The organism is Dulcicalothrix desertica PCC 7102, assembly GCF_003991905.1.
GTDB classification, from domain to species: domain Bacteria; phylum Cyanobacteriota; class Cyanobacteriia; order Cyanobacteriales; family Nostocaceae; genus Dulcicalothrix; species Dulcicalothrix desertica.
Genome location: NZ_RSCL01000004.1, coordinates 447468 through 471792, shown reverse-complemented (window position 1 = coordinate 471792; position 24325 = coordinate 447468). Strand labels below are relative to the sequence as shown.

The 24325-nt window shown below is 38.6% G+C and carries 25 protein-coding genes; 13 read left to right on the top strand and 12 right to left on the bottom strand.

All coding sequences use genetic code 11. The features are described 5' to 3' along the window. Positions 1 to 123: 123 nt before the first annotated feature. The 4 genes from DSM106972_RS11320 to DSM106972_RS11305 form a co-directional block, all read right to left on the bottom strand. Complete coding sequence (locus DSM106972_RS11320) at positions 124 to 849, bottom strand: SDR family oxidoreductase (protein WP_127080827.1); 726 nt, start codon at positions 847 to 849, stop codon at positions 124 to 126. Positions 850 to 1305: 456 nt separating this feature from the next. Further along, a complete protein-coding gene (locus DSM106972_RS11315; protein WP_127080781.1) occupies positions 1306 to 2286 on the bottom strand; it encodes an acetyl-CoA carboxylase carboxyltransferase subunit alpha in 981 nt (326 codons plus the stop codon). Positions 2287 to 2462: 176 nt separating this feature from the next. Further along, on the bottom strand, positions 2463 to 3485 hold the full coding sequence (locus tag DSM106972_RS11310) for a long-chain acyl-[acyl-carrier-protein] reductase (RefSeq protein WP_073623606.1): 1023 nt from the start codon (positions 3483 to 3485) through the stop codon (positions 2463 to 2465). Positions 3486 to 3602: 117 nt separating this feature from the next. Beyond that, a complete protein-coding gene (locus tag DSM106972_RS11305) occupies positions 3603 to 4295 on the bottom strand; it encodes an aldehyde oxygenase (deformylating) (protein ID WP_127080780.1) in 693 nt (230 codons plus the stop codon). A gap of 191 nt (positions 4296 to 4486) precedes the next feature. Between DSM106972_RS11305 and DSM106972_RS11300 the strand changes: the two genes are divergently transcribed. After that, on the top strand, positions 4487 to 5314 hold the full coding sequence (locus DSM106972_RS11300) for a carbohydrate ABC transporter permease (RefSeq protein ID WP_127080779.1): 828 nt from the start codon (positions 4487 to 4489) through the stop codon (positions 5312 to 5314). Positions 5315 to 5374: 60 nt separating this feature from the next. Here DSM106972_RS11300 and DSM106972_RS11295 read toward each other — a convergent pair whose 3' ends face one another. Then, positions 5375 to 6358, bottom strand: coding sequence for a phosphotransferase family protein (locus tag DSM106972_RS11295; protein ID WP_127080778.1), 984 nt, complete (start codon positions 6356 to 6358; stop codon positions 5375 to 5377). 151 nt (positions 6359 to 6509) lie between these two features. Further along, on the bottom strand, positions 6510 to 7526 hold the full coding sequence (locus tag DSM106972_RS11290; protein ID WP_411675299.1) for a hypothetical protein: 1017 nt from the start codon (positions 7524 to 7526) through the stop codon (positions 6510 to 6512). A gap of 416 nt (positions 7527 to 7942) precedes the next feature. On the opposite strand from DSM106972_RS11290, the gene DSM106972_RS11285 reads away from it, so the two are divergent. Then, entirely contained in the window at positions 7943 to 8482 is a 540-nt protein-coding gene (locus tag DSM106972_RS11285; protein ID WP_325052178.1) for a TIGR00725 family protein, read from the top strand. A gap of 195 nt (positions 8483 to 8677) precedes the next feature. Here the strand turns inward: DSM106972_RS11285 and DSM106972_RS11280 are convergent, their stop codons facing one another. Next, a complete protein-coding gene (locus DSM106972_RS11280) occupies positions 8678 to 9010 on the bottom strand; it encodes a XisI protein (RefSeq protein ID WP_127080776.1) in 333 nt (110 codons plus the stop codon). A gap of 408 nt (positions 9011 to 9418) precedes the next feature. On the opposite strand from DSM106972_RS11280, the gene DSM106972_RS11275 reads away from it, so the two are divergent. The 3 genes from DSM106972_RS11275 (at position 9419) to moaA (ending at position 14058) form a co-directional block, all read left to right on the top strand. Next, positions 9419 to 11566, top strand: a complete 2148-nt coding sequence (locus tag DSM106972_RS11275) for a CHAT domain-containing protein (protein ID WP_158632811.1) — start codon at positions 9419 to 9421, stop codon at positions 11564 to 11566. Between the two features lie 304 nt (positions 11567 to 11870). Then, complete coding sequence (locus DSM106972_RS11270; RefSeq protein ID WP_127080774.1) at positions 11871 to 12797, top strand: trypsin-like serine peptidase; 927 nt, start codon at positions 11871 to 11873, stop codon at positions 12795 to 12797. A gap of 271 nt (positions 12798 to 13068) precedes the next feature. Continuing rightward, positions 13069 to 14058 (top strand): GTP 3',8-cyclase MoaA, encoded by a 990-nt coding sequence (gene moaA / locus DSM106972_RS11265; protein ID WP_127080773.1) that lies wholly within the window; start codon positions 13069 to 13071, stop codon positions 14056 to 14058. Between the two features lie 84 nt (positions 14059 to 14142). On the opposite strand, the gene rpsD is transcribed toward moaA, so the two are convergent. After that, entirely contained in the window at positions 14143 to 14751 is a 609-nt protein-coding gene (gene rpsD / locus DSM106972_RS11260) for a 30S ribosomal protein S4 (protein WP_127080772.1), read from the bottom strand. Positions 14752 to 14906: 155 nt separating this feature from the next. Between rpsD and DSM106972_RS11255 the strand changes: the two genes are divergently transcribed. Next, complete coding sequence (locus DSM106972_RS11255; RefSeq protein ID WP_127080771.1) at positions 14907 to 15548, top strand: hypothetical protein; 642 nt, start codon at positions 14907 to 14909, stop codon at positions 15546 to 15548. A 670-nt stretch (positions 15549 to 16218) separates the two neighbouring features. Then, positions 16219 to 16425 carry a hypothetical protein gene (locus DSM106972_RS11250; protein ID WP_127080770.1) on the top strand — a complete coding sequence of 69 codons (207 nt, stop codon included), beginning with the start codon at positions 16219 to 16221 and terminating at the stop codon, positions 16423 to 16425. A gap of 11 nt (positions 16426 to 16436) precedes the next feature. Here the strand turns inward: DSM106972_RS11250 and DSM106972_RS11245 are convergent, their stop codons facing one another. The 3 genes from DSM106972_RS11245 to DSM106972_RS11235 form a co-directional block, all read right to left on the bottom strand. After that, entirely contained in the window at positions 16437 to 16775 is a 339-nt protein-coding gene (locus DSM106972_RS11245; protein ID WP_127080769.1) for a hypothetical protein, read from the bottom strand. 212 nt (positions 16776 to 16987) lie between these two features. Beyond that, positions 16988 to 17389: a CO2 hydration-associated protein CupS gene (gene cupS / locus DSM106972_RS11240; protein WP_127080768.1), complete on the bottom strand. Its 402-nt coding sequence runs from the start codon at positions 17387 to 17389 to the stop codon at positions 16988 to 16990. A 165-nt stretch (positions 17390 to 17554) separates the two neighbouring features. Then, positions 17555 to 17812, bottom strand: a complete 258-nt coding sequence (locus tag DSM106972_RS11235) for a hypothetical protein (protein WP_127080767.1) — start codon at positions 17810 to 17812, stop codon at positions 17555 to 17557. Between the two features lie 363 nt (positions 17813 to 18175). Between DSM106972_RS11235 and DSM106972_RS11230 the strand changes: the two genes are divergently transcribed. The 4 genes from DSM106972_RS11230 (at position 18176) to DSM106972_RS11215 (ending at position 20993) form a co-directional block, all read left to right on the top strand. Continuing rightward, on the top strand, positions 18176 to 19465 hold the full coding sequence (locus DSM106972_RS11230) for an ATP-binding protein (RefSeq protein ID WP_127080766.1): 1290 nt from the start codon (positions 18176 to 18178) through the stop codon (positions 19463 to 19465). 33 nt (positions 19466 to 19498) lie between these two features. Then, positions 19499 to 20149, top strand: coding sequence for a tetratricopeptide repeat protein (locus tag DSM106972_RS11225; RefSeq protein ID WP_127080765.1), 651 nt, complete (start codon positions 19499 to 19501; stop codon positions 20147 to 20149). A gap of 4 nt (positions 20150 to 20153) precedes the next feature. After that, positions 20154 to 20507, top strand: coding sequence for a tetratricopeptide repeat protein (locus DSM106972_RS51025; protein ID WP_233787884.1), 354 nt, complete (start codon positions 20154 to 20156; stop codon positions 20505 to 20507). 108 nt (positions 20508 to 20615) lie between these two features. Next, entirely contained in the window at positions 20616 to 20993 is a 378-nt protein-coding gene (locus DSM106972_RS11215; RefSeq protein ID WP_127080763.1) for a hypothetical protein, read from the top strand. A 77-nt stretch (positions 20994 to 21070) separates the two neighbouring features. On the opposite strand, the gene DSM106972_RS11210 is transcribed toward DSM106972_RS11215, so the two are convergent. Then, positions 21071 to 21358: a hypothetical protein gene (locus DSM106972_RS11210; RefSeq protein ID WP_127080762.1), complete on the bottom strand. Its 288-nt coding sequence runs from the start codon at positions 21356 to 21358 to the stop codon at positions 21071 to 21073. 215 nt (positions 21359 to 21573) lie between these two features. Between DSM106972_RS11210 and DSM106972_RS11205 the strand changes: the two genes are divergently transcribed. Together DSM106972_RS11205 and DSM106972_RS11200 are read left to right on the top strand one after the other, a co-directional pair. Then, positions 21574 to 22914, top strand: coding sequence for a histidine phosphatase family protein (locus DSM106972_RS11205; protein ID WP_127080761.1), 1341 nt, complete (start codon positions 21574 to 21576; stop codon positions 22912 to 22914). 81 nt (positions 22915 to 22995) lie between these two features. Next, complete coding sequence (locus DSM106972_RS11200) at positions 22996 to 24267, top strand: dihydroorotase (RefSeq protein WP_127080760.1); 1272 nt, start codon at positions 22996 to 22998, stop codon at positions 24265 to 24267. Positions 24268 to 24325 lie beyond the last annotated feature (58 nt).

The following is a 24325-nucleotide window of genomic DNA, read 5'->3' as shown; positions in this document are numbered from 1 at the left end:
GTTTCTGTCGAATAGTTCTGAGTGCTGAGTTCTGAGTGCTGAGGAAAAGACTGAGAGTCATGAGTTAACAGTTGTAAGTTACGAGTAAATACTCAGCACTCAGCACTTTCTACTCAGCACGACTTAAAGAACTCCAGCACTTGGCATAAGAGTTAATTCATTAACGACTGCACCAGAAGGCAGTAGCGCAGTGTAAAGAATTGATTGAGCAACAATTTCTGGGGTGAGCATGTTAGAACGGTCAAAGTCCGCGTGAACGGTTTCGGTGTCCCAAAGTTCTGTATTTACTGAACCTGGGCAAAGTGCTGTGACGCGGATACCGTGCTTACGCTCTTCTTGTGCTAATGTTTGTGACAGCGCTAACAAACCAGCTTTACTAACGCAGTAGGCGCCCCAGTTTGGAAAAGCTTGTTTACCCGCGATTGAAACGACGTTAATAATTGTACCCGTGCCGCGAACACGCATTCTGGGCAAAACTCCCTTGATGCATTCAAATACGCTGGTTAAATTTAAATCAATTACCCGTTGCCAGTCAGATAAAGGTGTTTCGCTCAAGTCGGCTGTATATGCCATTCCAGCATTATTTACAAGAATGTCAATATTACCAAAATCTTGTGCAATATGTTGCATTTTTTCTTGGACTTCGCCAACAACGCTTAAGTCCACTGCGTATGCTTTTGCCTCTACTCCTGCATGTTGCACAGCTTCAGCTACTGCTGTGAGTTTTGGGAGAGAACGGCTAAGTAAAGCAACATCTATACCCGCTTTTGCAAAGGCTAAAGCTGTTGCTTTTCCAATTCCGCTACTTGCTCCGGTTATAAGGGCGCGTCGTTTATGCTCGACAATCATGTTGTCTCCAGTTGTTTGGCCACCCAAACGCATCGCCATTAAACAGACTTCTTGTCACCAGTTCTTTCTCTCTAAATAGAGACCCAGAACTTTCGATTTTGAGGTCTAATGTGTGTATCGCGGTTGGTTATATAGATTAAGCAATTCTAAAAATTTCCTGAATAACTTCTAAACAGATGCTATCCTTTCAAATTAATACATTCTAAGTGTAGGCAATCAAATACATTTTCTTCATAAATTTTGCAATCCATATCGCTAAAAGCCTGTTAGTGGTTACAGTTTGATTTTCATTCCCATTGACGCTACATCACTTACTCACTAATTCTGATAGACAGTTGAGTAAAGTAAACAATCAAATCGAACTTATGTACTAAGACACCTATGGAAGGTTAAGATTCGTTAAGAAAAGTAACTTTCCATAGGCAATTATAACAAAAAAAGTTTACTCGAGTATATTCAATGTTCAACTTCAGTAAAAACGCCAATTTTGCGGAATTTTTCGTAGCGTAACTGGCGCCGTTGTGCTGAAGTCAAGGTAGAAAGTTCATCTAAATTATCAACTAAAGCGGTCTTAAGAGTAGTCGCGGCTTTGAGAGGGTCGGAATGGGCGCCACCAGTTGGCTCAGATAAAATTTGGTCAACGATACCCAAACTATACAGGTCATGAGAAACAATTTTGAGTGCAACAGCAGCTTGAGGAGATTTAGCGGCATCTTTCCATAGAATGGCGGCACAAGCTTCGGGAGTTGCAACAGTGTAAACCGAATGCTCAAACATTAAAAGTCTATCACCAACACCAATCCCTAAAGCTCCACCGGAACCACCTTCACCAATAACAGTACAAATAATCGGTACATCAAAGCTAAACATTTCACGCAAGTTATAAGCGATAGCCTCACCTTGACCTTGATGTTCAGCTTCGACACCAGACCAGGCGCCAGGAGTATCAATAAAAGTTATAATTGGCATTCCAAACTTGTTAGCGTGTTCCATTAACCGTAACGCCTTACGATAACCACCTGGGTAAGGCATACCAAAGTTACGGGCAATATTATCCTTAGTATCCCGTCCTTTTTGCTGCCCCAACATTACCACAGGGCGCCCATCTAACCTGCCAACACCGCCAACCATCGCGGGGTCATCAAAACCGCCTCTATCACCATGTAACTCCATCCATTCATCACTAATTGCCTGGATGTAATCTAAAGTGCTAGGGCGACGTGGATGACGTGCAACCTGTAATCGCTGTGATGGAGATAAACTACTGAAAATTTCTTCTCGCAGTTGGGTTGCACGAGCTTCTAGCTGACGAATTTGACCAGAAACATCCACGCCATTTTCTTCAGCAAGTTGCCGAATTTGGTCTATTCGGGTCGCCAATTCTGCCAACGGCTTCTCAAAATCTAGCAGTAGTGGTTTACGCTCAGTAGTTGCCATCTTTAAAAATCAATAGTTACAAGTTGAAAGTTTGTAGAGACGTGATTAATCACGAGCGGAAAATCCTCCGGATAACACGTCTGTACGAGTTATGAGTTAGGAGTTGGGAAATATTAGTCTAGAGTTAAAAGAGTACTTGTGTTGAATTATTAACTCCTAACTCCTAACTCCATTCCTCATGAAACCAAAAGCGGTCTAAACCCGTGTTTAAGCGAAAGCTGACCGATGCGACTCATTTTTTCTACAGTAATCTGATTGCGTCCCCAAGAAAAGTTAGTATGCAACTTCTCGAACTCTAGAAGCATAGACTCCGCGAAACAAGCAAACAATTGGCGTCCTGGAATTTCCATGTTGACAATTTTCATGATTTTCCAGTCAATATCCAAGGAATGTTCGACGATTCCACCATTCAGGACATATACACCAGACTGCTGAATCTTTGTAGCCATATTTTTTGGGTAGCCACCGTCAATGAGTAAGCAAGGCTGCTTAAGGGTTGCTGGGTCAATTTCTACCCCTTTGGGCATACTCGCGACCCAAACTATAATATCAGCTTCGGGTAACGCTTGTTCTAACCCCATGATTTTTCCGCGTCCCAACTCAGCTTGCAAGTGTTCCAAACGCTCTTGGTTACGTGCGATGAGTAAAAGCTCCTTAACATCGGTTTTTGCGTCAAGCCAGCGGCAAACAGCACTACCAATATCACCAGTGGCGCCGCAAACAGCAACCGTAGCTTCCGATAAATTAATACCGACTTGTTTGGAAGCTTGTTCAACCTGCTGACAAATAATATAGGCAGTATGAGTATTACCAGTTGTGAATCGTGTAAACTCAAGGGTTGTATTTCGGACTTGACGAAGTTGCTCTAAGTTAAAGTTTTCAAAAATGATTGAAGAAAACCCACCCAAAGCAGTAATATCAATGCCGTGCTTCTGGGCATGAGCCATTGCATTCAATATTTTACGAGTAGCCGCTTTAATCCTACGTGTAGCAAGCATTTCCGGCAAAAAGCAAGATTCTACGTATCTTCCCTCAATTTTTTGTCCGGTAATACTAGTGACAGTAATATTATCAACTATTTGAGGTGGCGCGCTACACCAAAAATCTAAGCCTTGGTCGGCATATTCAGGGTAGCCTAACTCGAGGGCTACCGATTGAGCGTGTTCTAAACTAGTCAAGTGTCCGATTAGACCAAACATGTACTGTGATACTGGGCGTGGGTAAATAAATTAATGAGTTATGAGTGCTGAGTGAGTCGTGCTGAGTATTGAGTTTGATTTTACTCAGCACTCAGCACTTTCTACTCAGCACTTGTTTTAGGCGGCGCGGAGACCGTAAGCGGACAAGCGCATGATATCGCGGGTGTTGAAGCCGATGTTACTCAGTGCTTCGCCGTATTGAATCATAAAATCTTCAACCAAAGCGTCTTTTTCCATTGCCATATTTTCGGCATCGTTTTCAACTTGGTTGAGCATTTTCCACACTAAAGGCAGGTTTTGGCGGTTTGCTTCTTCAAGTTCAGCTTTAGATGCTTCAAAGTTTTCTTTAAGCCAAACTTCGCCAAAATTTAAGTGTGAGTATTCATCTTTAACAACACCTTCAGTGATTTTACGGGCGAAATCATCAGCAACAGGAATGTATATGTTGTAAGCTGCAATTGCAAAACATTCGATAATTAACGATTGAATTAGCAAGCAAGTAACAACCTTACCTTCTGCCGCTGCTTCTTGGAAGTTGCGGTGTAAACCAGCAAAAAACAACTTTGCAAATTCTAAATCAGGTGTAACTTGAAGGTTTTTACCACAAGCTTCAAAACCCTTCTTGTGACGGCTTTCCATCTTCGATAAGCGAACCAAGTCATCCTTATGGTCAGGAAGCATTTCGGCTAATTTTATATAGTTTTCGTGTGCTTCTTGTTCGCCTTCGATTACAATCGCATTAATGCGGCTGTAAGCGTCTTTATAGACTTCACTGCTAAAATCGAGTCCTAATTCTGCCACCTGTGACATAGTATGCTCACTCCTGTGATGTGATTTATTTGATACAATCCGGCTAACAGTTGATAGCGCGGAGCTGATAGCTTTTATGTTCACTGTGATTTAATTTAACTTAACAAAGTCACTATGTTATAGATTAGCTTCTGCAGGGAACTATTTTTTACAGATGACACTAGAATAAATGCTTGGGAGATTATAGAATAATGCCAAAACCAAGCTTGAATCCTAAATACCACGATATTCTTAGCTATTGCGTACTTCTACTTCTAGCACTTATCGTCTTACTACCGCTAATCATTGTTTTCGTTACCTCGTTTGCTTCAGGTGGGTCAGCTCCAGGAAACGCCTTTAAGCAAAGTTGGTCACTTATGTACTATGGTGACGCATGGCAGCGAGGTAAGTTTCTTTTAGCATTTTGGAATTCAACACTAGTAGCTTTATCTGTCACCGCATTTCAAATTATTACCTCCGCTTTGGCTGGTTATGCTCTGGCGAGATTAAAATTTCGCGGTAAGCAAGCCCTGTTATTAATAGTACTCGCTACATTGGTAATACCATTCCAATTGCTTGTAATACCAATATTCTTGGTATTGAAAACTGGAAATTTAATTAACACCTACGGCGCCTTAATATTGCCAACAGCAGTAAACGGGTTTGGAATATTTCTACTGCGTCAATTTTTCCTGACTATTCCAGTCGAACTCGAAGAAGCTGCCGCACTAGATGGCGCCAATCGACTACAAATCTTATGGCAAGTAATGTTACCCCTCGCGCGTCCTGCTTTAGTAACTTTATTCTTATTTACCTTCATCGGTGAATGGAATGACTTATTCAAACCATTGGTATTTACAACTCGACCCGAACTAAGAACAGTCCAACTAGCACTCGCTGAATTTCAGGAACAATTTACCAACAATTGGTCACTGATGATGGCAGCAGTAACAATTGCTACTGTACCAGTAATGATTCTATTTCTAATTGGTCAGCGCCAATTTATTCGAGGCATCGCCGCAACAGGAATCAAAAACTAGCAACGGATATAACGGATGTAACGGATAGTAGGTTGGGTTCCTCCACCCAACCCAACATACTCACCAACAATTCATGGTATTTATTAAAACCTGCTTTGCTGAACTAATAACTGTACTACTAACATCTCGATTCAAAAAATCAACCCAAGCTAACAAATCTACTAACTTACTAACACGGCGCCACTGACTCGGCAATAAGCCACCATTATCAACATAACCTTGAATAAAAAAATCTTCCCATCCAGCTAAAACATCTAAAGGTGGTCGTAAAATATGTCCAATATCAGCCATTGAAAAACCACTATAGGCAAACTCCCAATCAATCACTCCACCTATCGTCCAACTAGCTATACCTCGTTTAAGTAAAATATTTGTGCCGCCAAAATCTGAATGAACCAAGCAAGGCGCCTTGGAACTACAATCAATATCATCAAGCAAATACGCATATGTATTGCAAAAGTTCCAAAATTGCTGCGTCAGTTCATCACCTAAATGCTTATATCCATTACCATTAATCAAATTTTTATCAACAAAACTCAAAAATCCTTTACTACCCATATCAACGGGTTGTGCTACTTCTAATTCACTATTAAAAAATCCAGCTTGTTTAAATTTAAACGAATGTATATTAGCCAGTACACAACCTACAGAAGCAGCAATTTTACCAATATCTTCTGCATTCGCTGATTGAATAACCGAATCTAACATATATCCATCAATCCATTCCATCAAAGCATATGGATGACCTGTAATTGAATTAGAATCAGCAAAATAAAAATATTCAGGAACACGAACACAGCCTTTCACAAATTGATTAATCGCAAACTCTTTACGTGCGGCGCCATTATTGCGAGAAAATATCCGAATTAAAATAGGACTGGTAACGTTCGATAACTCTAATCGATAATTAGTATTAGCCAACCCACCTTGAGTTGCTTGAGCAGAAATCACACGACAACCTTTAAAAACAGGCTGTATCAATTCAGTTAAAGAATCAATATTTAAATTCAACCAAGGCGCCTTTCTCTCCCAACTTTCTCTCATCAAACATACCTCATTATATGCATTTATCCTGTGCCTCTATAGTAATTATCTTTACCACAGAGACACAGAGACCACAGAGGCAGAACGTAGTTTTTCACAAAAAAACTATCCGTTACATCCGTTACATCCGTTACATCCGTTACATCCGTTGCTAATTTTCCTCCTCCTGTATCTGTAACCTAACAGTCCGTTCGTTCGGACTACCAATTTGAATAGTCATAAGTTGACTTCCAAGCGGTTCTATGCATTCCAACAACCCACGCAGTTGCGGAGTACTGGCGCCTGTATCAACATACAAACGGTCAGCCAAATTACCAACACGCTTCCAAGTCATGTAAAGCTTACCGATGATTTGTTCAAGCTGAGATGCTTGGTTAACTAAATCAGCAGCAGTATTTAAACATCCCACACGCTGTGCTTCTAACAAAGCTGTCTCAATATCTACATCTTGCTGAGTCAATGCTTGAACTTGGGCAGAAGCTTTGAGGTACTTAGCTAAATTACGCGCTTCTGTAGTTGCAGACTTTATTGTATCTAAGTCAGGGTTAGCGGCGATTTCTTTCTGAATTACAACTTGATGTACTTCAGGTAGCTTTTCCATTTCCCGAACTAAAGGAGCAATATAGCGAGGAGGAAGGGAATTATCAGCAGCTTTTTCCTTAACAGGTTGGGGTAACAAGTCGCTGGTCATTGCCGTCCACTCTTCGGTAAGCTGCTTTACCTCACGGCGAGTTATTTTATCACCTTTTTGTGCGGCTTCAGTCACCATATGCTGAACTTCTGGTACAGCTTTGGCAGTTTCAATAAACGCGCGCTTGCTAAAGTTCTTAATACATTTTTCTTCGAGCTTACCTTCTGCAAGAAGTGTATCAGCACTATTTGCCAGTTGAATCCAGTTATAACCTTGACTCTTGCTGATTTCGCGTTCTTTGAGCCAGTGCAGGAACCCAGTACCACGACCATCCCCACCAATTTTCTCTCTATCCCGAACCGCGCGCAGGATTCGTCCTCGCCAAATATCGGTCTGTAAGTCAAAACGGTCGCATACCTGCCAAGCGATATCTACTTGAGTAAGAAATTCCGACTCTGAAATCGCCTCATCTTCAGGGTCAGGAAGATCAAAGTTAAAATCTACTGGCTGTTGTAATGCATCCGCCAGGTCGTTCATCGATTCGGTATATTCCACGATGGTTCTGTCTAGTTAGGGTATGCAATCGGCTTATTATCCCACAATCTGTCCACAATAATAGTGGGTGGAAATCAATTAAAAATTAAAAAATAAAAATTAACCAAGTCAGTAACGACCGCAACATATTTTACTTTAAGTAACGTAGATAAAATTATTACTATAATCGTATATGTATACTTAAACCCCTCCCCCAGCCCCTCTCCTACAAGGAGAGGGGAGTAAATATTTCGCATGAAAATAAAAATTAACAAATTCTGTTTTTTATCAGTAAAACATATTTTATAGTGACTTTATAAATAATCTTTAGCCAAACTAGTAAAATATTATTAAAACTTTAGACTATTTAATGGTTTTGTAAATTGTATTGTAGAGACCGAATTAATTCGGTCTCTACATTGGCACCAATATTTCAAAACGGCGCCAATAACATATCAACATCTACCAAAAACATGCGAAAAATCATCATTGGAGTAATGGGACCAGGAGAAAAAGCAACACCGACCGATATAGAAAATGCTTACCAACTAGGAAAACGTATCGCAGAACAAGGATGGGTTTTACTTACAGGTGGAAGAAACGTCGGTGTAATGGAAGCAGCAAGTCAGGGAGCAAAAGCGAATAATGGTTTAACAATAGGTATACTCCCAGGAAATAACGACAAAGGTATTTCAGAAGCTGTAGAGATTGCCATATTTACAGACATGCACAACGCGCGTAACAACATCAACGTCCTTTCATCCGATGTAGTCATAGCTTGTGGAATGGGTTTAGGAACTGCATCTGAAGTCGCATTAGCACTTAAAAGTAAAAAACCAGTTATTTTATTAACCGACAGCGAGAGTCAAACGTTTTTCAAAAAGATGGCGCCTGTTTATTTAGCAGACAACGTCAACACCGCAATCGCAATCATAGAAAATATCGTAGGGGCGGGTTAACCAACCAACATCAGTATAAAGAATAATTTCTATAAACCCGCCCCTAAAACACGCGCGCCATTCCAACCAACATCAGTATAAAGAATAATTTCCTATAAACCCGCCCCTAAAACACGCGCGCCATTCCAACCAACATCAGTATAAAGAATAATTTCTATAAACCTGCCCCTAAAACACGCGCGCCATAGAGCATTTTTAATTGACAGCAAACTCTGTAAATTGGCGCATAAAAGGAGTGTGAAACCCCAAGACTATATCATTGGCGGGCACACCCTGCTCAAGCAACAATGTAGCAATACCAACCTCGGTACCATCATGCTGAATCCAGATTTTGCCGTCTTTAATATCAATATGCATACTACACCCATGTGTCCGACTATTTTCTCGCCAACCTGTATGTAATAAAAGGTAGTGGTCACGCTCTGTATCTATAATAGCTTGTGTCTCAATTTCCTTTATCGATACTCCTTGCTCTGCTTTTTCTAAAATTATCTGCTTCACAATTTGCCGATACTTTTCTACAGCCATTGAACAATTACCTCCTGTTTTTCATCATATATAAGTAGACTAATTTGAAATCTTTCAACCATTGACCTTGTAAAACGACAACAACCCATTAAAATTACGCTGCTGTATTCACAGTAGCTTATGCAGGCGCCTGCATAAGCTACTGTGTGTCTGAAATAGTTATAGATGTTGCGTGAATGTTTTTACTATGTTGGGTTGTGCCTCCGGCATACTACGTAAACGCCAGCGCTCCACCCAACCTACGTTATATATGTTTATAATTTTTACGAAAATTTATTGTTATTGTTTAAATTTATAAAATGTTCACCTAGAACAGGTTTTAGATTTGAATATAAAAAGTAGTGGATACATGAATAAAGAAAAATATACGGCAGTATTTTTATCATATATATCTGACAAGTTATGAAAATGAATCTAAATCGCCAGTCTTTAATGCACCTACTACAGCACCCACGTTCCAAATTGAGTTTGTGTGGCTTTATTATACTCGTAGGTACTTTGTTTTTATTTAACTCTGTACGCATTAATACATCTACGGAGTCACGAATTGAACGTCAAGTAGCAGCAAGGTTGCAAGACCCTAATTATTTGGCTGCACAAAAAGCTTTTAAGGATGGATTATTACTTTCTAAGTTAAACTCTACTTCACAGAGAGAAGCTATAAAAAGATACGAAACGGCACTACAATTGTGGCAAAAAGTCGGAGATAAAGCGTCACAAAGTTATGCTGCAATTAGGTTAGGACAAACTTATTCAAATTTGGGTGAGAAACAAAAAGCTACTCAGTATTATAACGAGGCACTGAAATTAAAGCGCGCAGTTGGTGATAAAAATGGGCAAGTTATTGTTCTTGGTCATATTGCTTTGTTAGAACGCAGTCAGGGCAATTTAGACAAATCATATAAAAGTATTCAGTACGCAATTAAGTTAATTGAGGATTTACGCAGAACTTATACTAATACTGATGACCAAAGTGCTTATTTTGCTTCTGTACAAAATTATTACAAATTTAACATAGATTTATTAATGGAGCTGCATAAGAAGAACCCTACGAGAGGTTATGATGCATTAGCACTTTACACCTCCGAACGTTCTCAAGCGCGGGGTTTAGTTGAACTTTTAAAGCAAGCTAAGGCAGATATTTGTAAAGGTATTGACCCATCCCTTATAGAAGCTGAAGAGCGTTTAGTTTCCAAACGCGATGATGCCGAAACACTATTATCACAATATTTAAACCAGCCGCAACAACCACTAGAACTTATTGCAGCAACTCAAAAAGAAATTACTAATATTATTAAAGAACAAGAAGAAGTTAACGCCAAAATCCGCGCGCAAAACCCAGACCGTGAAAAAGTTCTTAAGCCAAAGTTAGGAAGAGACATTCTGCAACTTCCGCAAATCCAAAAATTGCTTGATAAAGATACTGTTCTACTCGAATATTCTTTGGGTGAAGAACGTAGTTATTTGTGGGCAGTAACTCAAAATTCACTTTCTAGTTATGTATTACCTGGGCGCCAACAAATCGAAACAGCAGCGAGTAAATTCAGAAGTGGCGTACTAATACCCGATAGCATACCACCAGAAGTTATTCAAGCATCAAACGAATTTAGCAAGATTATACTGGCGCCTGTTGCTGATAAATTGCCTGGAAAGCGATTAGTAATTGTAGGAGATGGTGCATTACAAGATGTTCCGTTTGCTGCATTACCTGACCCTAACCAAATTCGTAATTATCAACCATTAATGCTTAACCATGAAATCATCAACTTGCCCTCAGCATCAACGCTTGCTATCCAACGTCAAAAACTCGCAACACGTCCATTGGCACCAAAAGCGTTAGCTATTTTTGCCGACCCTGTATATAGTCCCACTGACGAACGAGTTACAGGAAAACCTGATAATAATCAATTAGGTCCAGAATTAGTACTACAGAATTCAGACCTTGAAAAATCTACCAAAAGTCTAAAGCGTTCCGGTTTCGATAGACTTCAAGGTACATTTACAGAAGCACAAGGAATATTAAACCTGATACCAGCATCTTCTCGTATGCAGGCAATGGGCTTTGATGCTAACTATACTTGGGCAACCAGCAGTGAGGTAAATCAATTTCGCATTATACATTTCGCAACCCACGGCTTTGTAAATTATGAAAATCCAGAGTTATCAGGAATTGTACTTTCCTTAGTTGATAAAAAAGGTGAATCAATACCTGGTTACTTGCGCTTAGGTTATTTATTCAATCTTGACTATCCAGCAGAGTTAATAGTTTTAAGTGCCTGTGAAACGGGACTTGGTAAAGATGTTAGCGGTGAAGGCTTGGTAGGATTGACGCGCGGGTTAATGTATGCTGGTGGCAAGCGTCTTGTAGTATCGCTATGGAATGTTAATGATCAAGGCACATCAGTATTAATGCAGGAATTCTATAAGGAAATGCTACAGCAAAATAAAACGCCTGCAAATGCTCTGCGCGCGGCTCAGAAGAAATTATGGGAGAACCCTGAATGGCGAAGTCCTTATTACTGGGCTGGTTTTACTGTGCAAGGCGAATGGCAATAAAGTTATTGCTCAAGCGAGCCAGAGCGTCGTATTAATATGCATAAGTAATCCGGCGCCTGAAATATAGTTTAGTGTTGAGTTTCAATGACTTAATGGGTGAAAAATAAAATAATCACAAATTTTTTATAATCGTACTGATAATGATGCAATAATCTATACGTGACCAAAGTGTTATGTTTATCACGTTTTTAATAAATCAAATTACAGACATTTTGTGTTAATTATTGCCTGTATTAGTGATAAATAACCTGGTTTATGATTATTTTAGCTTTGTTGTAATCTTAGTGTAATTTCGGAGCGGACGATGATAATTAGCAAGAAATATACTGCGCTGTTTTTAACTGGAATTATAAGTGCGATGACAGCAATATCAGTACAAGCACAAACTAAGCAAAGCATTACACCACAGTTTATTAGTTCAAAACAAGCAGGTAATATTACCTTAGAAGCAGCTAGTAAACCTTTTGTACCTCAAAATTTAGGACGTTCGACAAAGCCGAATGAAGGTGGTTCTAGAGGAATTCCTACAGGTATTGATAACCGTATTCCAATGTTAAGTAGAAAATACCCTTGGTCGGCAATAGGTCGAATTCAAGGAACTACTGCGGATGCTAAAAGCTATCATTGTACGGGTAGTTTAATTGCTGAGAATTTGGTTTTAACTAACGCTCACTGTGTAATTGATCCAGAAACGGGTGAATTAAGTAAGCAAATTTTATTTATGCCCAATGTGATTGATAAAAGATTTCAAGATGTGGCAGAAGTTGAGCAGGTTATTTACGGTACAAATTTTAAGGATGGTAGTGGTATAAGTTCTAACGACTGGGCGATAATGAAAATCAATCAGCCTTTAGGTCGTAAATATGGTTATTTAGGATTAAAATCTATACCTACTAATACACTCACTCAAAATCCGAAAGCTTTCTTTTTTGTTGGTTATTCAGGTGACTTCCCAACTGAGAAATATAAAAATTATTTTAGTGCTGGTAAAGGTTGGACAGCTTCTTATGAAGCAGGGTGCAGTATTCTTAAAGAAGATTCTGGCTTTTTACTACACGATTGTTCTACAGCCGGTGGTTCCAGTGGTGGCGCCATTATTGGTGTAATAAACGGCGACCCTTATATTGTAGCTTTAAATAATGCTGAAGCTAAAAATCTTCGCACAGGACAAGACATTACCAACTTTGCTGTGAAGATTTCTACCATTCAAGAGTCTTTAAGTAATAAATAATAGCAAATTCTCTGCGCGTAGAGACAGAATTAATTCGGTCTCTACTTGCCTTTGTGAAAAATAATACTCAAAAATGAGTTAACTTTGATTCATAATATTTTTGCTTGCCCAGAAGTTGATTTGCACTATGTATGCTTTTTTGAAGAGAGATTTTAGATAATTCCACGCTAACTTAAAAGAGTATTAGTATAGAGACTCCAAAAATAAGTGTTTAATATCTTGACAAAATAAGTACAAAGTGTCTATAGACAGTATAAGCAAAATGTTAAAGATGAATCAAGTAGATTATTTGCGAATTAGTTTGGTTGACCGTTGTAATTTCCGGTGTCATTACTGTATGCCGGAGGGAGCGGAGTTAGATTATATACTTAAACAAAATTTATTAACGAATGAAGAGTTACTAATTCTGATTAAAGAAGTTTTTATTCCAGTTGGGTTTACCCGCTTTCGTTTAACTGGTGGTGAACCTTTATTGCGTCCGCACGTTGTTGAGCTTGTAAAAAGAATTGCCTCTTTGCCAGAAACGCAAGATTTATCGATGACAACTAATGGTTTTTTACTGGCACCAATAGCTCAAGACCTGTATAATGCTGGTTTAAGAAGGATTAATATTAGCTTAGATTCTTTAGAAGAAGATACATTTAACCAAATTATCGGTAATCGTGGACGCTCGAAGTGGCGCCAAGTTTGGGATGGTATTCAAGCTGCGTATAATGTAGGCTTTGACCCGTTGAAGTTAAATGTAGTGGTAATACCTGGTGTTAATGACCACGAAGTATTAGATTTAGCAGCCTTAACTCTTGACAAACAATGGCATGTCAGATTTATTGAATTTATGCCAGTTGGGAATGGTGATTTATTTGGAAATAAAGGTTGGGTAGCTTCTGAAGAATTACGTCAGCAAATTCGCGCACGTTGGGGACTGACCGAAAGTCAAGTTCGTGGTAATGGCCCTGCGGATGTCTTTCAAATACCTGGCGCCAAAGGTACATTAGGATTTATTAGCCAAATGTCAGAATGCTTTTGCGATAAATGTAACCGAGTTAGACTTTCTGCTGACGGTTGGTTACGTCCTTGTTTACTAAACGAAACGGGTCAAATCGATTTAAAAACTGCTCTCCGCAGCGGTATCAGCATTACCAAATTGCGAGAGCAGCTACAAGAATTATTGACGGTAAAATCTGAAATAAACTTTAAACAACGTTATTCCGGAACTGCGACAGGCAATTACAGCCGCACCATGTCGCAAATAGGAGGGTAAAACAGTGCTGAGTGGAAAGTGCTGAGTGCTGAGTAAAATACAATATTACTACTCAGCACTCAGAACTCAGCACTCGTAACTGTTTTATGCTTGACGTGAGTAGTACTCAACGACCAGTAGTTCATTAATTTGTAGCGCCACCCATTCGCGCTCAACAACAGCATTGACCTTGCCTTCAAGTTTGTTTTTGTCAAACTCCAAATGGCTAGGGAGGTTTGCCAAACCTGGGTATTGCAAATTAGCTTCCACAAGTTTCTTTGAGCGGTCGTTATTACGGACACTAATAACCTCACCGGGACGGCACTGGTAACTGGCAATGTTAACTTCACGTCCATTGATTAATACATGACCGTGATTAACTAATTGTCGAGCAGCAGGAATGGTAGGCGCCATACCTAAACGGAATATTGTATTATCCAAGCGCATTTCTAGTAATTGCAGTAGCACTTGTCCGGTTGAACCGGTTACACGTCTTGCTTTACGCACGTAACGCAACAACTGTTTTTCGGTAACACCGTAATTAAAACGAAGCTTCTGCTTTTCTTCCAAACGCACAGCATATTCAGAACGCTTCTTGCGGTTCTGACCGTGCTGACCAGGTGGATAAGCACGACGGGCACTTTTACGACTTAATCCTGGCAATTCGCCTAAGCGGCGGGTGACTCTTAAACGAGGTCCTCTATATCGGGACATGGTTCAGTACTGTAATCCTGTTTAAATTTTACTCAGACATTTAATTATAAATGGAAATTGGAAATAGGGAATAGGGAATTATGAATTAGCCCTTAAACCCCTCCCCCTTCCTCTAAATGCGATACCATAAGTTGGGTGTTTGGGGATTTATTAAAATGTTTAAATTATTGAAGAAAGGTAAATATACTACCAGTCTTGCAAGCGTACTAGCTATCACTGGCTGGTTTTCTTCTGTTTTTACTTTGCCAGCTATGGGTCAAATACAATCAAGTACTTTTGGTAGTGATTACCGTGCTTGTGCAGGAAGACTGCTGAGACTGGGTATTACCCCCGAAGCTGCTTCACAAAATTGCGCTGCGGTACTCCGTCCAAGAGACTTTTCTAATTGTGTGACTCGAATTCAACGACAAACTCAGGTTGCTGCTACTGATATTCTTCCTTCTTGTCGCTCTGCACGTCGTCCTGAAGATTTAGCAACTTGCGTTGTTAACATTAGTACGAGCAAAAGAGATTCTTTCGACCCATCAGTTTTCAACTATTGTAGTCGTAGCTTACTACCAGTTAGGTTTGCATCTTGCGTAGTTGGGATACGTCGTGAAATTGATTACTCAGCACTTCAAGCAATGGACACCTGTATCGATGCTAGCGATAGACTCGGTGGGCTTTTACCTTCATTCGGACCAGGGAATCCTACTCCTGTAAATACGCCAGTACTGCCACCTAATCAACCAAATCAGTTCAATCGTACTTTCGAGACTACTCCTATTCAACCTGCTCCGGTTCCACAAAGAGAATAAGGTAATTTCGGTCAATATGAAAACCCCTGGTATTTTAACCAGGGGTATAAGTAGTAATACCATTTCACCTAATGTTTACCAGAGTAAGTCTCACTCGCTTTCCTTTTACTAAGGTTTAGCCCGAAAAGCAGCAAACTTAACTAGTTATGAAATGTTACCCCGATATACATAATTTTGGTATAAAAATATTCCTTTAGGCTGAAAAGTACACTTAAACTATTTTGCTAAATGTGAACCGTGGTTCACATTTGTATTTTTTAGTATTATTTTTGTATTATGCTGACACCATTCTTGTGGGTCAGGCGTCCCGCCTGACAAATGTTGTATCAAGTGCCTGATAACACAGGCAAAGAAGGGCTGTTCTACAAGAGATAAAAACGTTTTTCAGTAATTTCTCTAGGTATGATAAAACTTCCTTCAACTTATAGGCTAATATAAAGTAAAATACTCAATCAATAATTTATTATTACTCAAGAATAAATCATCAGTATTTTATAAAAACTAATTAATTCATATACATCATTGCTATACAGAATATGTTTTTAAATTTCAACCAATAGCTTCTGCTTGTACAGCATCATGATTAAAAAATCGCTTTATAGTTAGTGGACGTGGTGAAATACCTGCAAACCCTAGCAACTCTCTCCGAAGCGAAACCACTTGGAATGATATGCGTGATATCTCAAGGCGCCGAGGTCAAAATAACCAAAATCGAAGTTACACTCAGAATTATCGAAATTGTTATCAAAATTCCCATCAACTTATCGAAGCTCAAGGATTTGGTGTAGATGCAGACGGTGGAATCGAATTAATTGCCTTTAATACTGTATCCACTCCACAACCTGCATTACAACATTATCAATGTTCCCAACACTAAAAACTCACTACTCAGCACTCAGCACTCAGCACTACTTTCACCAAGCGATGATGTAACCAAACTGCGACGATGTTTGTTAGTAAACAACTAATAGCTAGTAATAGCAGTATAAAAGTTTGCGGTCTGACTATACCTACTTCAAACCAGGTATATACATGTAGTATCATGGTTACAGCAAAAAAGCTAGCAATTCCACATGCTTGTCCTACTTGCTGTGATAAACGTTGACGATGTATGAAAACAAGAATCATTGTCAGCGATGTTGCAATGAGATTTGCTGGCACTAGAAACGCGCAAATACTTATACAATTCGCGCGAGAAAATTCAGATAACGTGTTTAAGTCAAGCATTAATTGTTGCAGTAGTTTTAAATTACTATAAGTTTTCGGTTGTTTTGTTCAAAAGCAATGCAAATAAAGACTAGTAATAATTAAAATTTACTTAAGTTTCTCTAAAATTTTAATTTACATGCTTTCGAGGCAAATCACCATGCCTTCCACATTTTATAACGCAATATAAACAATGAGGAGAGTATTACTACGCTCCTCTACATAAATCTTTATTAACCCATGAGAATGACTGTATCTATAACATGAATTACACCATTATCAGCATCAATATCTGCTGCTAATACAGTGGCATTTTTTACCTCAAATCCGTCAGCACAATTAATATTGATTGTTGAACCTTCTACGGAAGTAACGGTTCCAAGATTAGCTAAGTCCGCTTTCGTCAATTTACCTGGTACAACGTGATACTTGAGAATACGTGTTAACTGAGGAATATTTTGCACTAAAGTCGTTATAGTCCCTGGTGGTAATTTGGCAAAAGCATCATCATTAGGTGCAAATACAGTGAATGGACCAGGACTCTTAAGTGTTTCTACTAAACCCGCTGCTTGAACAGCTGTAACAAGAGTCGAGAATGAACCTGCACCAACAGCAATATCTACAATGTCAGCCATTTTTGTTTAAGTGTATATGTATCATAAATTGTAAACTATGGTAAATTAACTTTAACTAATATTTATTTATGATATCGATTAGCTTAAAGTATATAAGTTTAAAATATCGAAATAAATTTGAAATTTTTTATCGTAGGTTGGGTGTTAACCCAACCATGCAAACCTCTAATTAACTAAACTGCGAGAACTTTGTCGAGGTGGATTAGGAATTTTAGGATTTGTAACTGGCTCAAATTTAACATAGTGTGTAAAAAACAAGGCAATCAAAAACCATAAGATTAGCCAATCTAATTTCCACTTTTTCTTATCTAACTTACGCTCTTGTCCCGTTTCTAAATTCACATATCTATTTGGATTTTTTGCATCTTGTACATAACCATTACAGCAATGGCAACGACCGCAATCACAATGTTTGTCTGACATAAAATTCCTCCAGTAGAGTGTAAACTACTTATCAAACCCGTTTGCGCTCTACAAAAATAGTTAGTTAGACTGTTAGCTACAGACAGCACACTAAAGAACATATTGTCTATTCAGTTTTATACAGTTTAAGACTAACTTTTATTGTTGTTGAGCTTTTTTCTATAAATAATGTTGCTCACACCACTTGCCTTTACGCTCTAATTTGTTTGTTCTTCATGTCTCGATTGTAATCAATAGTAGTTGCTTTATTGGTATGTTTCAGGTAGGTAGTTTATATCAAAAAAAGTAGGTAAAAGTAGGTTAAGGTATGTAAATCCTTTCATCAAACTGTTAAAGTAGAATCACAATAGTACTGAGTATCGAATGAATATAGAACAAGTTTTAAATTATCTAGAAAAATTAACCGTTCAAAAAAATAGCAAGTATTTAGACTCATGTCAAATGATTATCTTAAAAGAATTATGGCATGATGAAAGACAAACATACCTAGATATTGCAATAAAGTATGATTATACTGAGGCTTATTTAAAAGAAGTTGGCGCCGGACTCTGGAGCGAACTTTCTAAACTAATAGGTCAAAAGGTTAGTAAGAAAACATTTAAAGTAGCAATAGAACGTTGCTGGTATCAACAAAATTTAGCAACTGAAAAAGTTAGTCTTAATAGCGTTAACTTTAGCTTTATTGGAAGAGATGTAGAAATTGAAGAGTTGAATAAAATTGTGTTTCAGGGTTCTAAATTTATACTTATACAAGGAAAAGGGGGCGTAGGTAAAACTACTCTAGGATATAATTATTTTAAAAAATATAATTTTGATGTCTTACAGTTAAGGCTAGGTAAGGAAATACAAAATATTTCTACCGTTGAGAGCGTTGTTGAAGAATGGTTGCAGCGAGAATTTAATGAACAACCAGCACGAGATTTTCATATTAACTTGGAACGACTACGACGTAAACTACAAGAAAAACATCGAAAAATTGGAATATTTATAAATAGCTTAGAAACAGCGTTGGATAAAAACGGTAAACTCATTGAAGAAAGGCGCCACTATTTACAACTATTAGAGATATTATCTGACCCCGATGTAAATTCAGTTACATTAATAACAAGTAGAGAGCCTTTGTATGAACCAAGTGTAGCAGTTTATCGCTACCGACTCAAAGGATTAGATGAGGATGCGTGGCGCCAGTTTTTTGGTTGGCGCAATATTAATTCTAATTCTCCATTGATTAGTGAAATGTGGCGAGCATATGGAGGAAATGCAAAAGCGATGCAAATACTTAGCGGTGCAATTATAACAGATTTTTATGGTGATATTGATACTTACTGGCATGAAACCAAAAAATCTGGAGATTTATTATTAGAAAGAGAATTAAAAGATTTAGTTGCAAGTCAATTTGAACGGTTAAAGAAAAATAATTTACCAGCTTATAATTTACTTTGCCGCTTAGGGTGCTATCGCTATAAAAATATTCCCTCAATTCCAATCGAAGGATTATTGTGTTTACTTTGGGATGTTCCAGATTCTTTGCGAATTCGTTTAATTAGAGATTTAAAAGATTTATCTTTAATCGAGTTCCATAAAGGTAAATATTGGTTACATTCTATAATTATGCTTGAAGCCAAGCAACGTTTGAAGTCTACCAGTGAATAGAATGTATCTAATCGACATGCAGCAGAGTTTTGGATGTCAACAGTTAATACAATTATAGATGTAAATGATGCTCGCTTCGCTTTAGAAGCTTATTATCATTATGTTGCGATTCAAGATTATGAACAAGCTTGTGATGTGATACTAACCGAAAGAAGTAATCGAAATTATCGAAGTTTGACACTAGGTTCGTCGCTTTATCAGCTCGGATTACTTCAAAAAGTTGTAGATGTTATCAATCCGATTATTCCTAAAATTCAAGACGATAATAGATTGATTCATTTATACCATATTCTTGGGTATACATATCGCATCATTGGTAGTCTAGGATTAGCGTTGCAATGCTTTGATAAATCCATCGAAGTCTTTAATAGAGTTGCAGTCAAGCAAGAATATATAGAAATGCGTACATGGTTTAATATTGGTCTTTGTAAAATGGAACTGTGGGAAGTTGAAGCGGCTAAATTTTACCTGACAAAAGTTTATGAATTTAGTTTGACTAATATTAACTATCATAACTATACAGTTTATTCTCAATCTTGTCTAATTTATCTTAATTCTTATACGGATTGTAAAACAGATGTATTATTTATGGCTGATAAAGCTATAAATTCTCTTACTTTATCTACAAGTATAAACTCATGGGGTGCCGGACATAACGCGCGTCAATCTTGCATCTTCTTATAAAAATTTGGGTTATTTTGATAAATCTTGGGAAATTTGCAAAACAGCTATTCTGAATTCTGAAGGTAATAAATTTACACAAATTCACGCCAGAGCTATTATTTGCATGGCTGAAATAAAACGACATCAACAGAATTTTGATGCTGCAACTTCTCTTCACTATGTTGCAATCCAAATGCTATCTGAAATCGGCGCCAAATCAGATTTAGCCGAAGCTCATTACCAGTTAGCATTGACTTTTGCTAAAAAAGGTGATATAGAAAAATCTCAAGAAAACTTTGACACTGCTATTCAGCTATTTCACGAAATGCAGGCGCCGAACCAAATACAAAAAGTACGGGCAGGTTTATCTCCATCCTGATAGATACTGAAAAACTTGGCAAAACCCGCCCCAACAATATATCCTCGCCAAAAATTGGATGGTTAGTATAATGGATATCAAATCGCATGTTTAATCTGGGTCAAAACAATGAAAGCTATAACTTATGGCGCCTTAATAGTAGCGGCGACTATTGTCAGCTTTGGAATGCCCGCTATTGCACAATCATCAAGAACGTCAAGCCCACAAGGAGAAGCATCTTCTTTATCTGGAACTTCATTAGTGGGAATCGACAATAGAAGCGCACAAGATGATTTTGCTAACTTCTTCGGTGCAATTAATCCTGAAAATAGTCAACCAAGTGCGGCGAAACCTAATTCAGCTTCACCTGTTCAGTTTAACCAAACTCTGACGCTTCCTGATACTCCTGTATTTTTACAACCCGCACAGCAAACAATTGGGGGTGGTAACGATGGAGTACAAGTTCAGGTTGATTTAACTGGTTTGGATAGATCAGCGAATAACTAGTAAGCGTATCTTTCGACACATGTATATTTATAAGATGTAGAGACGTGACATGTCACGTCTCTATGTTATGTGTATTATTAGTATTTATTACTGAAAATGATTTGTTGTGGTTGATTTTGTGCTGTTTCGAGTCTCTGTGATATTTCGCCCGTGCGTGTTACAATTGCGGCGCCTAACAACACTAAAATGGCGACAGCACTATATATTATTGGTCTATGCGGTACTGATTGCGATTCTACTGCGTCGTTTTTGTCTGGAGTAATTTCATCTTTAATTATAGATGTCCATTCTGTGCCACTGTGCCACCAAAAGCTGGACAGATTTAAGTCGTTCAAACGGTGAAAGTCTCTTCTTCGCTCTGACATTTTTCCCCCTAGTACTAAGTACCTAGTAAAATATATGATGTTCCATGCATCGAATTAATGCAGGTCTTAAAACTAGTAGAGAATAAAATTGGCAAGTTATGCAGTATTTAGAGTTTTAAAAAGAAAAAATTTACAATATTTCACACATCTGCTTGTGTCACGAAGTCGCGCACTTTAAAGTAAGATTATACCTTTAGATAGAGGAGGGGTTTAAGATGACTCGTGTCATCATTGTGCGCCACGGTCAAAGTACATACAATACTGAGAGGCGAATTCAGGGACGTTCCGATGCGTCGCAGTTAACACAGAAAGGTCGTGATGATGCAGGCAAAGTAGGAAAAGCCCTCAGCAACATATCATTTAACGCTATTTACTCTAGCCCATTGCAGCGTGCAAAGTTGACGGCAGATATTATTTGTAGCGATTCTGGTCAATCAACAGCACTCCAAACCAGTGATAATCTTATGGAGATTGACTTACCCTTGTGGGTTGGGATGACAACTACTGAGGTCAAAGAAAAATTTCCCGAAGAGTATACAGCTTGGCATTCCTGCCCTGACAAGTTTATGATGCTTCTTCCCACACCCGAAGGGACACGTGAACACTTCCCAGTTTTGTCTTTATACGAACAAGCGAAGCAATTTTGGGAAGAGATTTTACGGCGCCATAAAGGTGAAACAATACTGATTATTGGACATAACGGTATCAACCGCGCATTAATTAGTACTGCTTTATCAATTTCTCCGGCTCGATATCATTCGCTTCAACAATCAAATTGTGGAATTAGCGTCTTGAATTTTTCTGGTGGTTTGGGAGAAAATGTCCAACTCGAATCAATGAACCAGACGCAACATATGGGTGAGACAATGCCTTCGGTACGTCCAGGACATAGCGGTATAAGGTTATTACTTGTACGTCATGGTGAAACAGAGTGGAACCGTCAAGGTAGATTCCAAGGTCAAATCGATGTTCCCCTTAATGATAATGGCAGACTACAAGCCAAAAAAGCTGGCGAATTTTTAAAAGAAGTCAAAATAGATTTTGCTGTATCAAGTCCAATGGCACGTCCTAAAGAAACAGCCGAACTTATTTTACAATCCCATCCAAACATAGACTTAAAATATAACGCTGACTTACGTGAAATTAGCCACGGACTATGGGAAGGAAAATTTGAGCGAGAAATCGAGCAAGAATATCCTGGAGAACTAGAAAGGTGGCGCACAATACCCGCTGAAGTTCAAATGCCAGAAGGTGAGAATCTACAGCAAGTTAGTGAGCGTAGCACGGCAGCATGGCAACTAATTATACAACAAGCTTTAAATGAACAGAGAAACATCGGTTTAATTGTTGCCCACGACGCAACAAATAAGACCCTACTTTGTCATATCCTAGGATTATCATCAGAAAGCTTCTGGAATTTCCGTCAAGGTAATGGCGCCGTCAGCGTTATAGATTATCCCTCTGGCTTAGATGGACATCCAGTATTGCAAGCGATGAACATCACCACACACCTAGGTTCTGGTGTACTAGACAAAACCGCAGCAGGAGCCTTGTAATAATTGCTTCAGCAATTTCTTTGGTCATTAGTTCTTAAACGCACATGACCAAAGACAAAAAACAGAGGAGTGGACAAATTAATGGCTGAACTACTAAAACAAGTAAGGATAATAGACCCCATTTCAGAAACCGACCAATTAGCAGACGTGCTAATTCAAAACGGTCAAATCATCAACGTTGCAGCCAGCATTTCAGAATATCCACCTGACGCACAAATTCGCAACTGCCAAGAATTAATTCTAGGAACCGGATTAATTGATTTATACAGCCACTCAGGAGAACCAGGATATGAAGAACGCGAAACCATAAATTCATTATTACAATCAGCAGCACATGGTGGCTTCACTCGAATCAACATATTACCCGACACCAACCCAGCAATAGATAACGCTGCTGTAGTCACACAACTACAAAAAATCGCCCAATACATATCTATATTTGATTCCTCATTCCCCATTCCTAATCTCAACATATGGGGCGCCATCAGCCAAGACTTTGCAGCACAGCAATTGAATGAATTTGCAGATTTTGCCACAGAAGTAGTTGGTTTCACCGACGCCAAACCTCTAGATAACCTAGCAATGGTGAAACGTGTACTCGAATATCTTCAACCATTCAATAAAACAGTAGCTTTCTGGGCATGTAACACTCAACTGCGAGGCAACGGGATAGCACGCGAAGGAGCAGATGCACTAAGACTGGGATTACCTTTTATACCAGAAAGTGCAGAAACATCAGCAATTGCCGCACTTTTAGAATTAGTAGCAGCAACAGAAACACCCGTGCATATCATGCGCGTTTCTACAGCTAGAAGTATTGAATTAATAGCAGCCGCAAAATCACGGGGTTTACCAGTAACAGCCAGCACAACATGGATGCACTTATTGCTCGATACAATTGCCCTAAAAAGCTATAACCCAAGTTTACGACTTGACCCACCTTTAGGTAACAATAGTGACATGATAGCTCTACGAAAAGGAGTTCTAGAAGGCATTATCGACGTAATTGCAATCGACCATAACGCTTACACATATGAAGAAAAAACAGTAGCATTTGCCGACGCACCACCAGGAGCCATTGGCTATGAATTAGCACTATCTTTACTATGGCAAAACTTAGTAGAGACCGGAGAATTCACACCCTTACAATTATGGCGCCCATTAAGCAGTAGTCCAGCACAATGCTTACAACAAAAAGTCAGTAAAATAACACCAAATCAACCTTGCGAACTAGTACTATTTGACCCCCAACAAACTTGGACAGTCAAACAAGCAAACCTACATACACTTTCAGCAAACACACCTTGGTACGGGCAGCAATTAAAAGGTAAAGTTATACAAACTTGGTGTTAAATTATTTATTATGTAATATTTTAGTACTGACATAGTATGATTATTTCATATGATACAT

What these genes read in the sequence shown, in the direction of transcription:
- DSM106972_RS11320 (WP_127080827.1), bottom strand. Translation starts at nt 849, where the DNA reads ATGATTGTCGAGCATAAACGACGCGCCCTTATAACCGGAGCAAGTAGC.
- DSM106972_RS11315 (WP_127080781.1), bottom strand. Translation starts at nt 2,286, where the DNA reads ATGGCAACTACTGAGCGTAAACCACTACTGCTAGATTTTGAGAAGCCG.
- DSM106972_RS11310 (WP_073623606.1), bottom strand. Translation starts at nt 3,485, where the DNA reads ATGTTTGGTCTAATCGGACACTTGACTAGTTTAGAACACGCTCAATCG.
- DSM106972_RS11305 (WP_127080780.1), bottom strand. Translation starts at nt 4,295, where the DNA reads ATGTCACAGGTGGCAGAATTAGGACTCGATTTTAGCAGTGAAGTCTAT.
- DSM106972_RS11300 (WP_127080779.1), top strand. Translation starts at nt 4,487, where the DNA reads ATGCCAAAACCAAGCTTGAATCCTAAATACCACGATATTCTTAGCTAT.
- DSM106972_RS11295 (WP_127080778.1), bottom strand. Translation starts at nt 6,358, where the DNA reads ATGAGAGAAAGTTGGGAGAGAAAGGCGCCTTGGTTGAATTTAAATATT.
- DSM106972_RS11290 (WP_411675299.1), bottom strand. Translation starts at nt 7,526, where the DNA reads ATGAACGACCTGGCGGATGCATTACAACAGCCAGTAGATTTTAACTTT.
- DSM106972_RS11280 (WP_127080776.1), bottom strand. Translation starts at nt 9,010, where the DNA reads ATGGCTGTAGAAAAGTATCGGCAAATTGTGAAGCAGATAATTTTAGAA.
- DSM106972_RS11275 (WP_158632811.1), top strand. Translation starts at nt 9,419, where the DNA reads ATGAATCTAAATCGCCAGTCTTTAATGCACCTACTACAGCACCCACGT.
- DSM106972_RS11270 (WP_127080774.1), top strand. Translation starts at nt 11,871, where the DNA reads ATGATAATTAGCAAGAAATATACTGCGCTGTTTTTAACTGGAATTATA.
- moaA (WP_127080773.1), top strand. Translation starts at nt 13,069, where the DNA reads ATGAATCAAGTAGATTATTTGCGAATTAGTTTGGTTGACCGTTGTAAT.
- rpsD (WP_127080772.1), bottom strand. Translation starts at nt 14,751, where the DNA reads ATGTCCCGATATAGAGGACCTCGTTTAAGAGTCACCCGCCGCTTAGGC.
- DSM106972_RS11255 (WP_127080771.1), top strand. Translation starts at nt 14,907, where the DNA reads ATGTTTAAATTATTGAAGAAAGGTAAATATACTACCAGTCTTGCAAGC.
- DSM106972_RS11250 (WP_127080770.1), top strand. Translation starts at nt 16,219, where the DNA reads ATGCGTGATATCTCAAGGCGCCGAGGTCAAAATAACCAAAATCGAAGT.
- DSM106972_RS11245 (WP_127080769.1), bottom strand. Translation starts at nt 16,775, where the DNA reads ATGCTTGACTTAAACACGTTATCTGAATTTTCTCGCGCGAATTGTATA.
- cupS (WP_127080768.1), bottom strand. Translation starts at nt 17,389, where the DNA reads ATGGCTGACATTGTAGATATTGCTGTTGGTGCAGGTTCATTCTCGACT.
- DSM106972_RS11235 (WP_127080767.1), bottom strand. Translation starts at nt 17,812, where the DNA reads ATGTCAGACAAACATTGTGATTGCGGTCGTTGCCATTGCTGTAATGGT.
- DSM106972_RS11230 (WP_127080766.1), top strand. Translation starts at nt 18,176, where the DNA reads ATGAATATAGAACAAGTTTTAAATTATCTAGAAAAATTAACCGTTCAA.
- DSM106972_RS11225 (WP_127080765.1), top strand. Translation starts at nt 19,499, where the DNA reads ATGTCAACAGTTAATACAATTATAGATGTAAATGATGCTCGCTTCGCT.
- DSM106972_RS11215 (WP_127080763.1), top strand. Translation starts at nt 20,616, where the DNA reads ATGAAAGCTATAACTTATGGCGCCTTAATAGTAGCGGCGACTATTGTC.
- DSM106972_RS11210 (WP_127080762.1), bottom strand. Translation starts at nt 21,358, where the DNA reads ATGTCAGAGCGAAGAAGAGACTTTCACCGTTTGAACGACTTAAATCTG.
- DSM106972_RS11205 (WP_127080761.1), top strand. Translation starts at nt 21,574, where the DNA reads ATGACTCGTGTCATCATTGTGCGCCACGGTCAAAGTACATACAATACT.
- DSM106972_RS11200 (WP_127080760.1), top strand. Translation starts at nt 22,996, where the DNA reads ATGGCTGAACTACTAAAACAAGTAAGGATAATAGACCCCATTTCAGAA.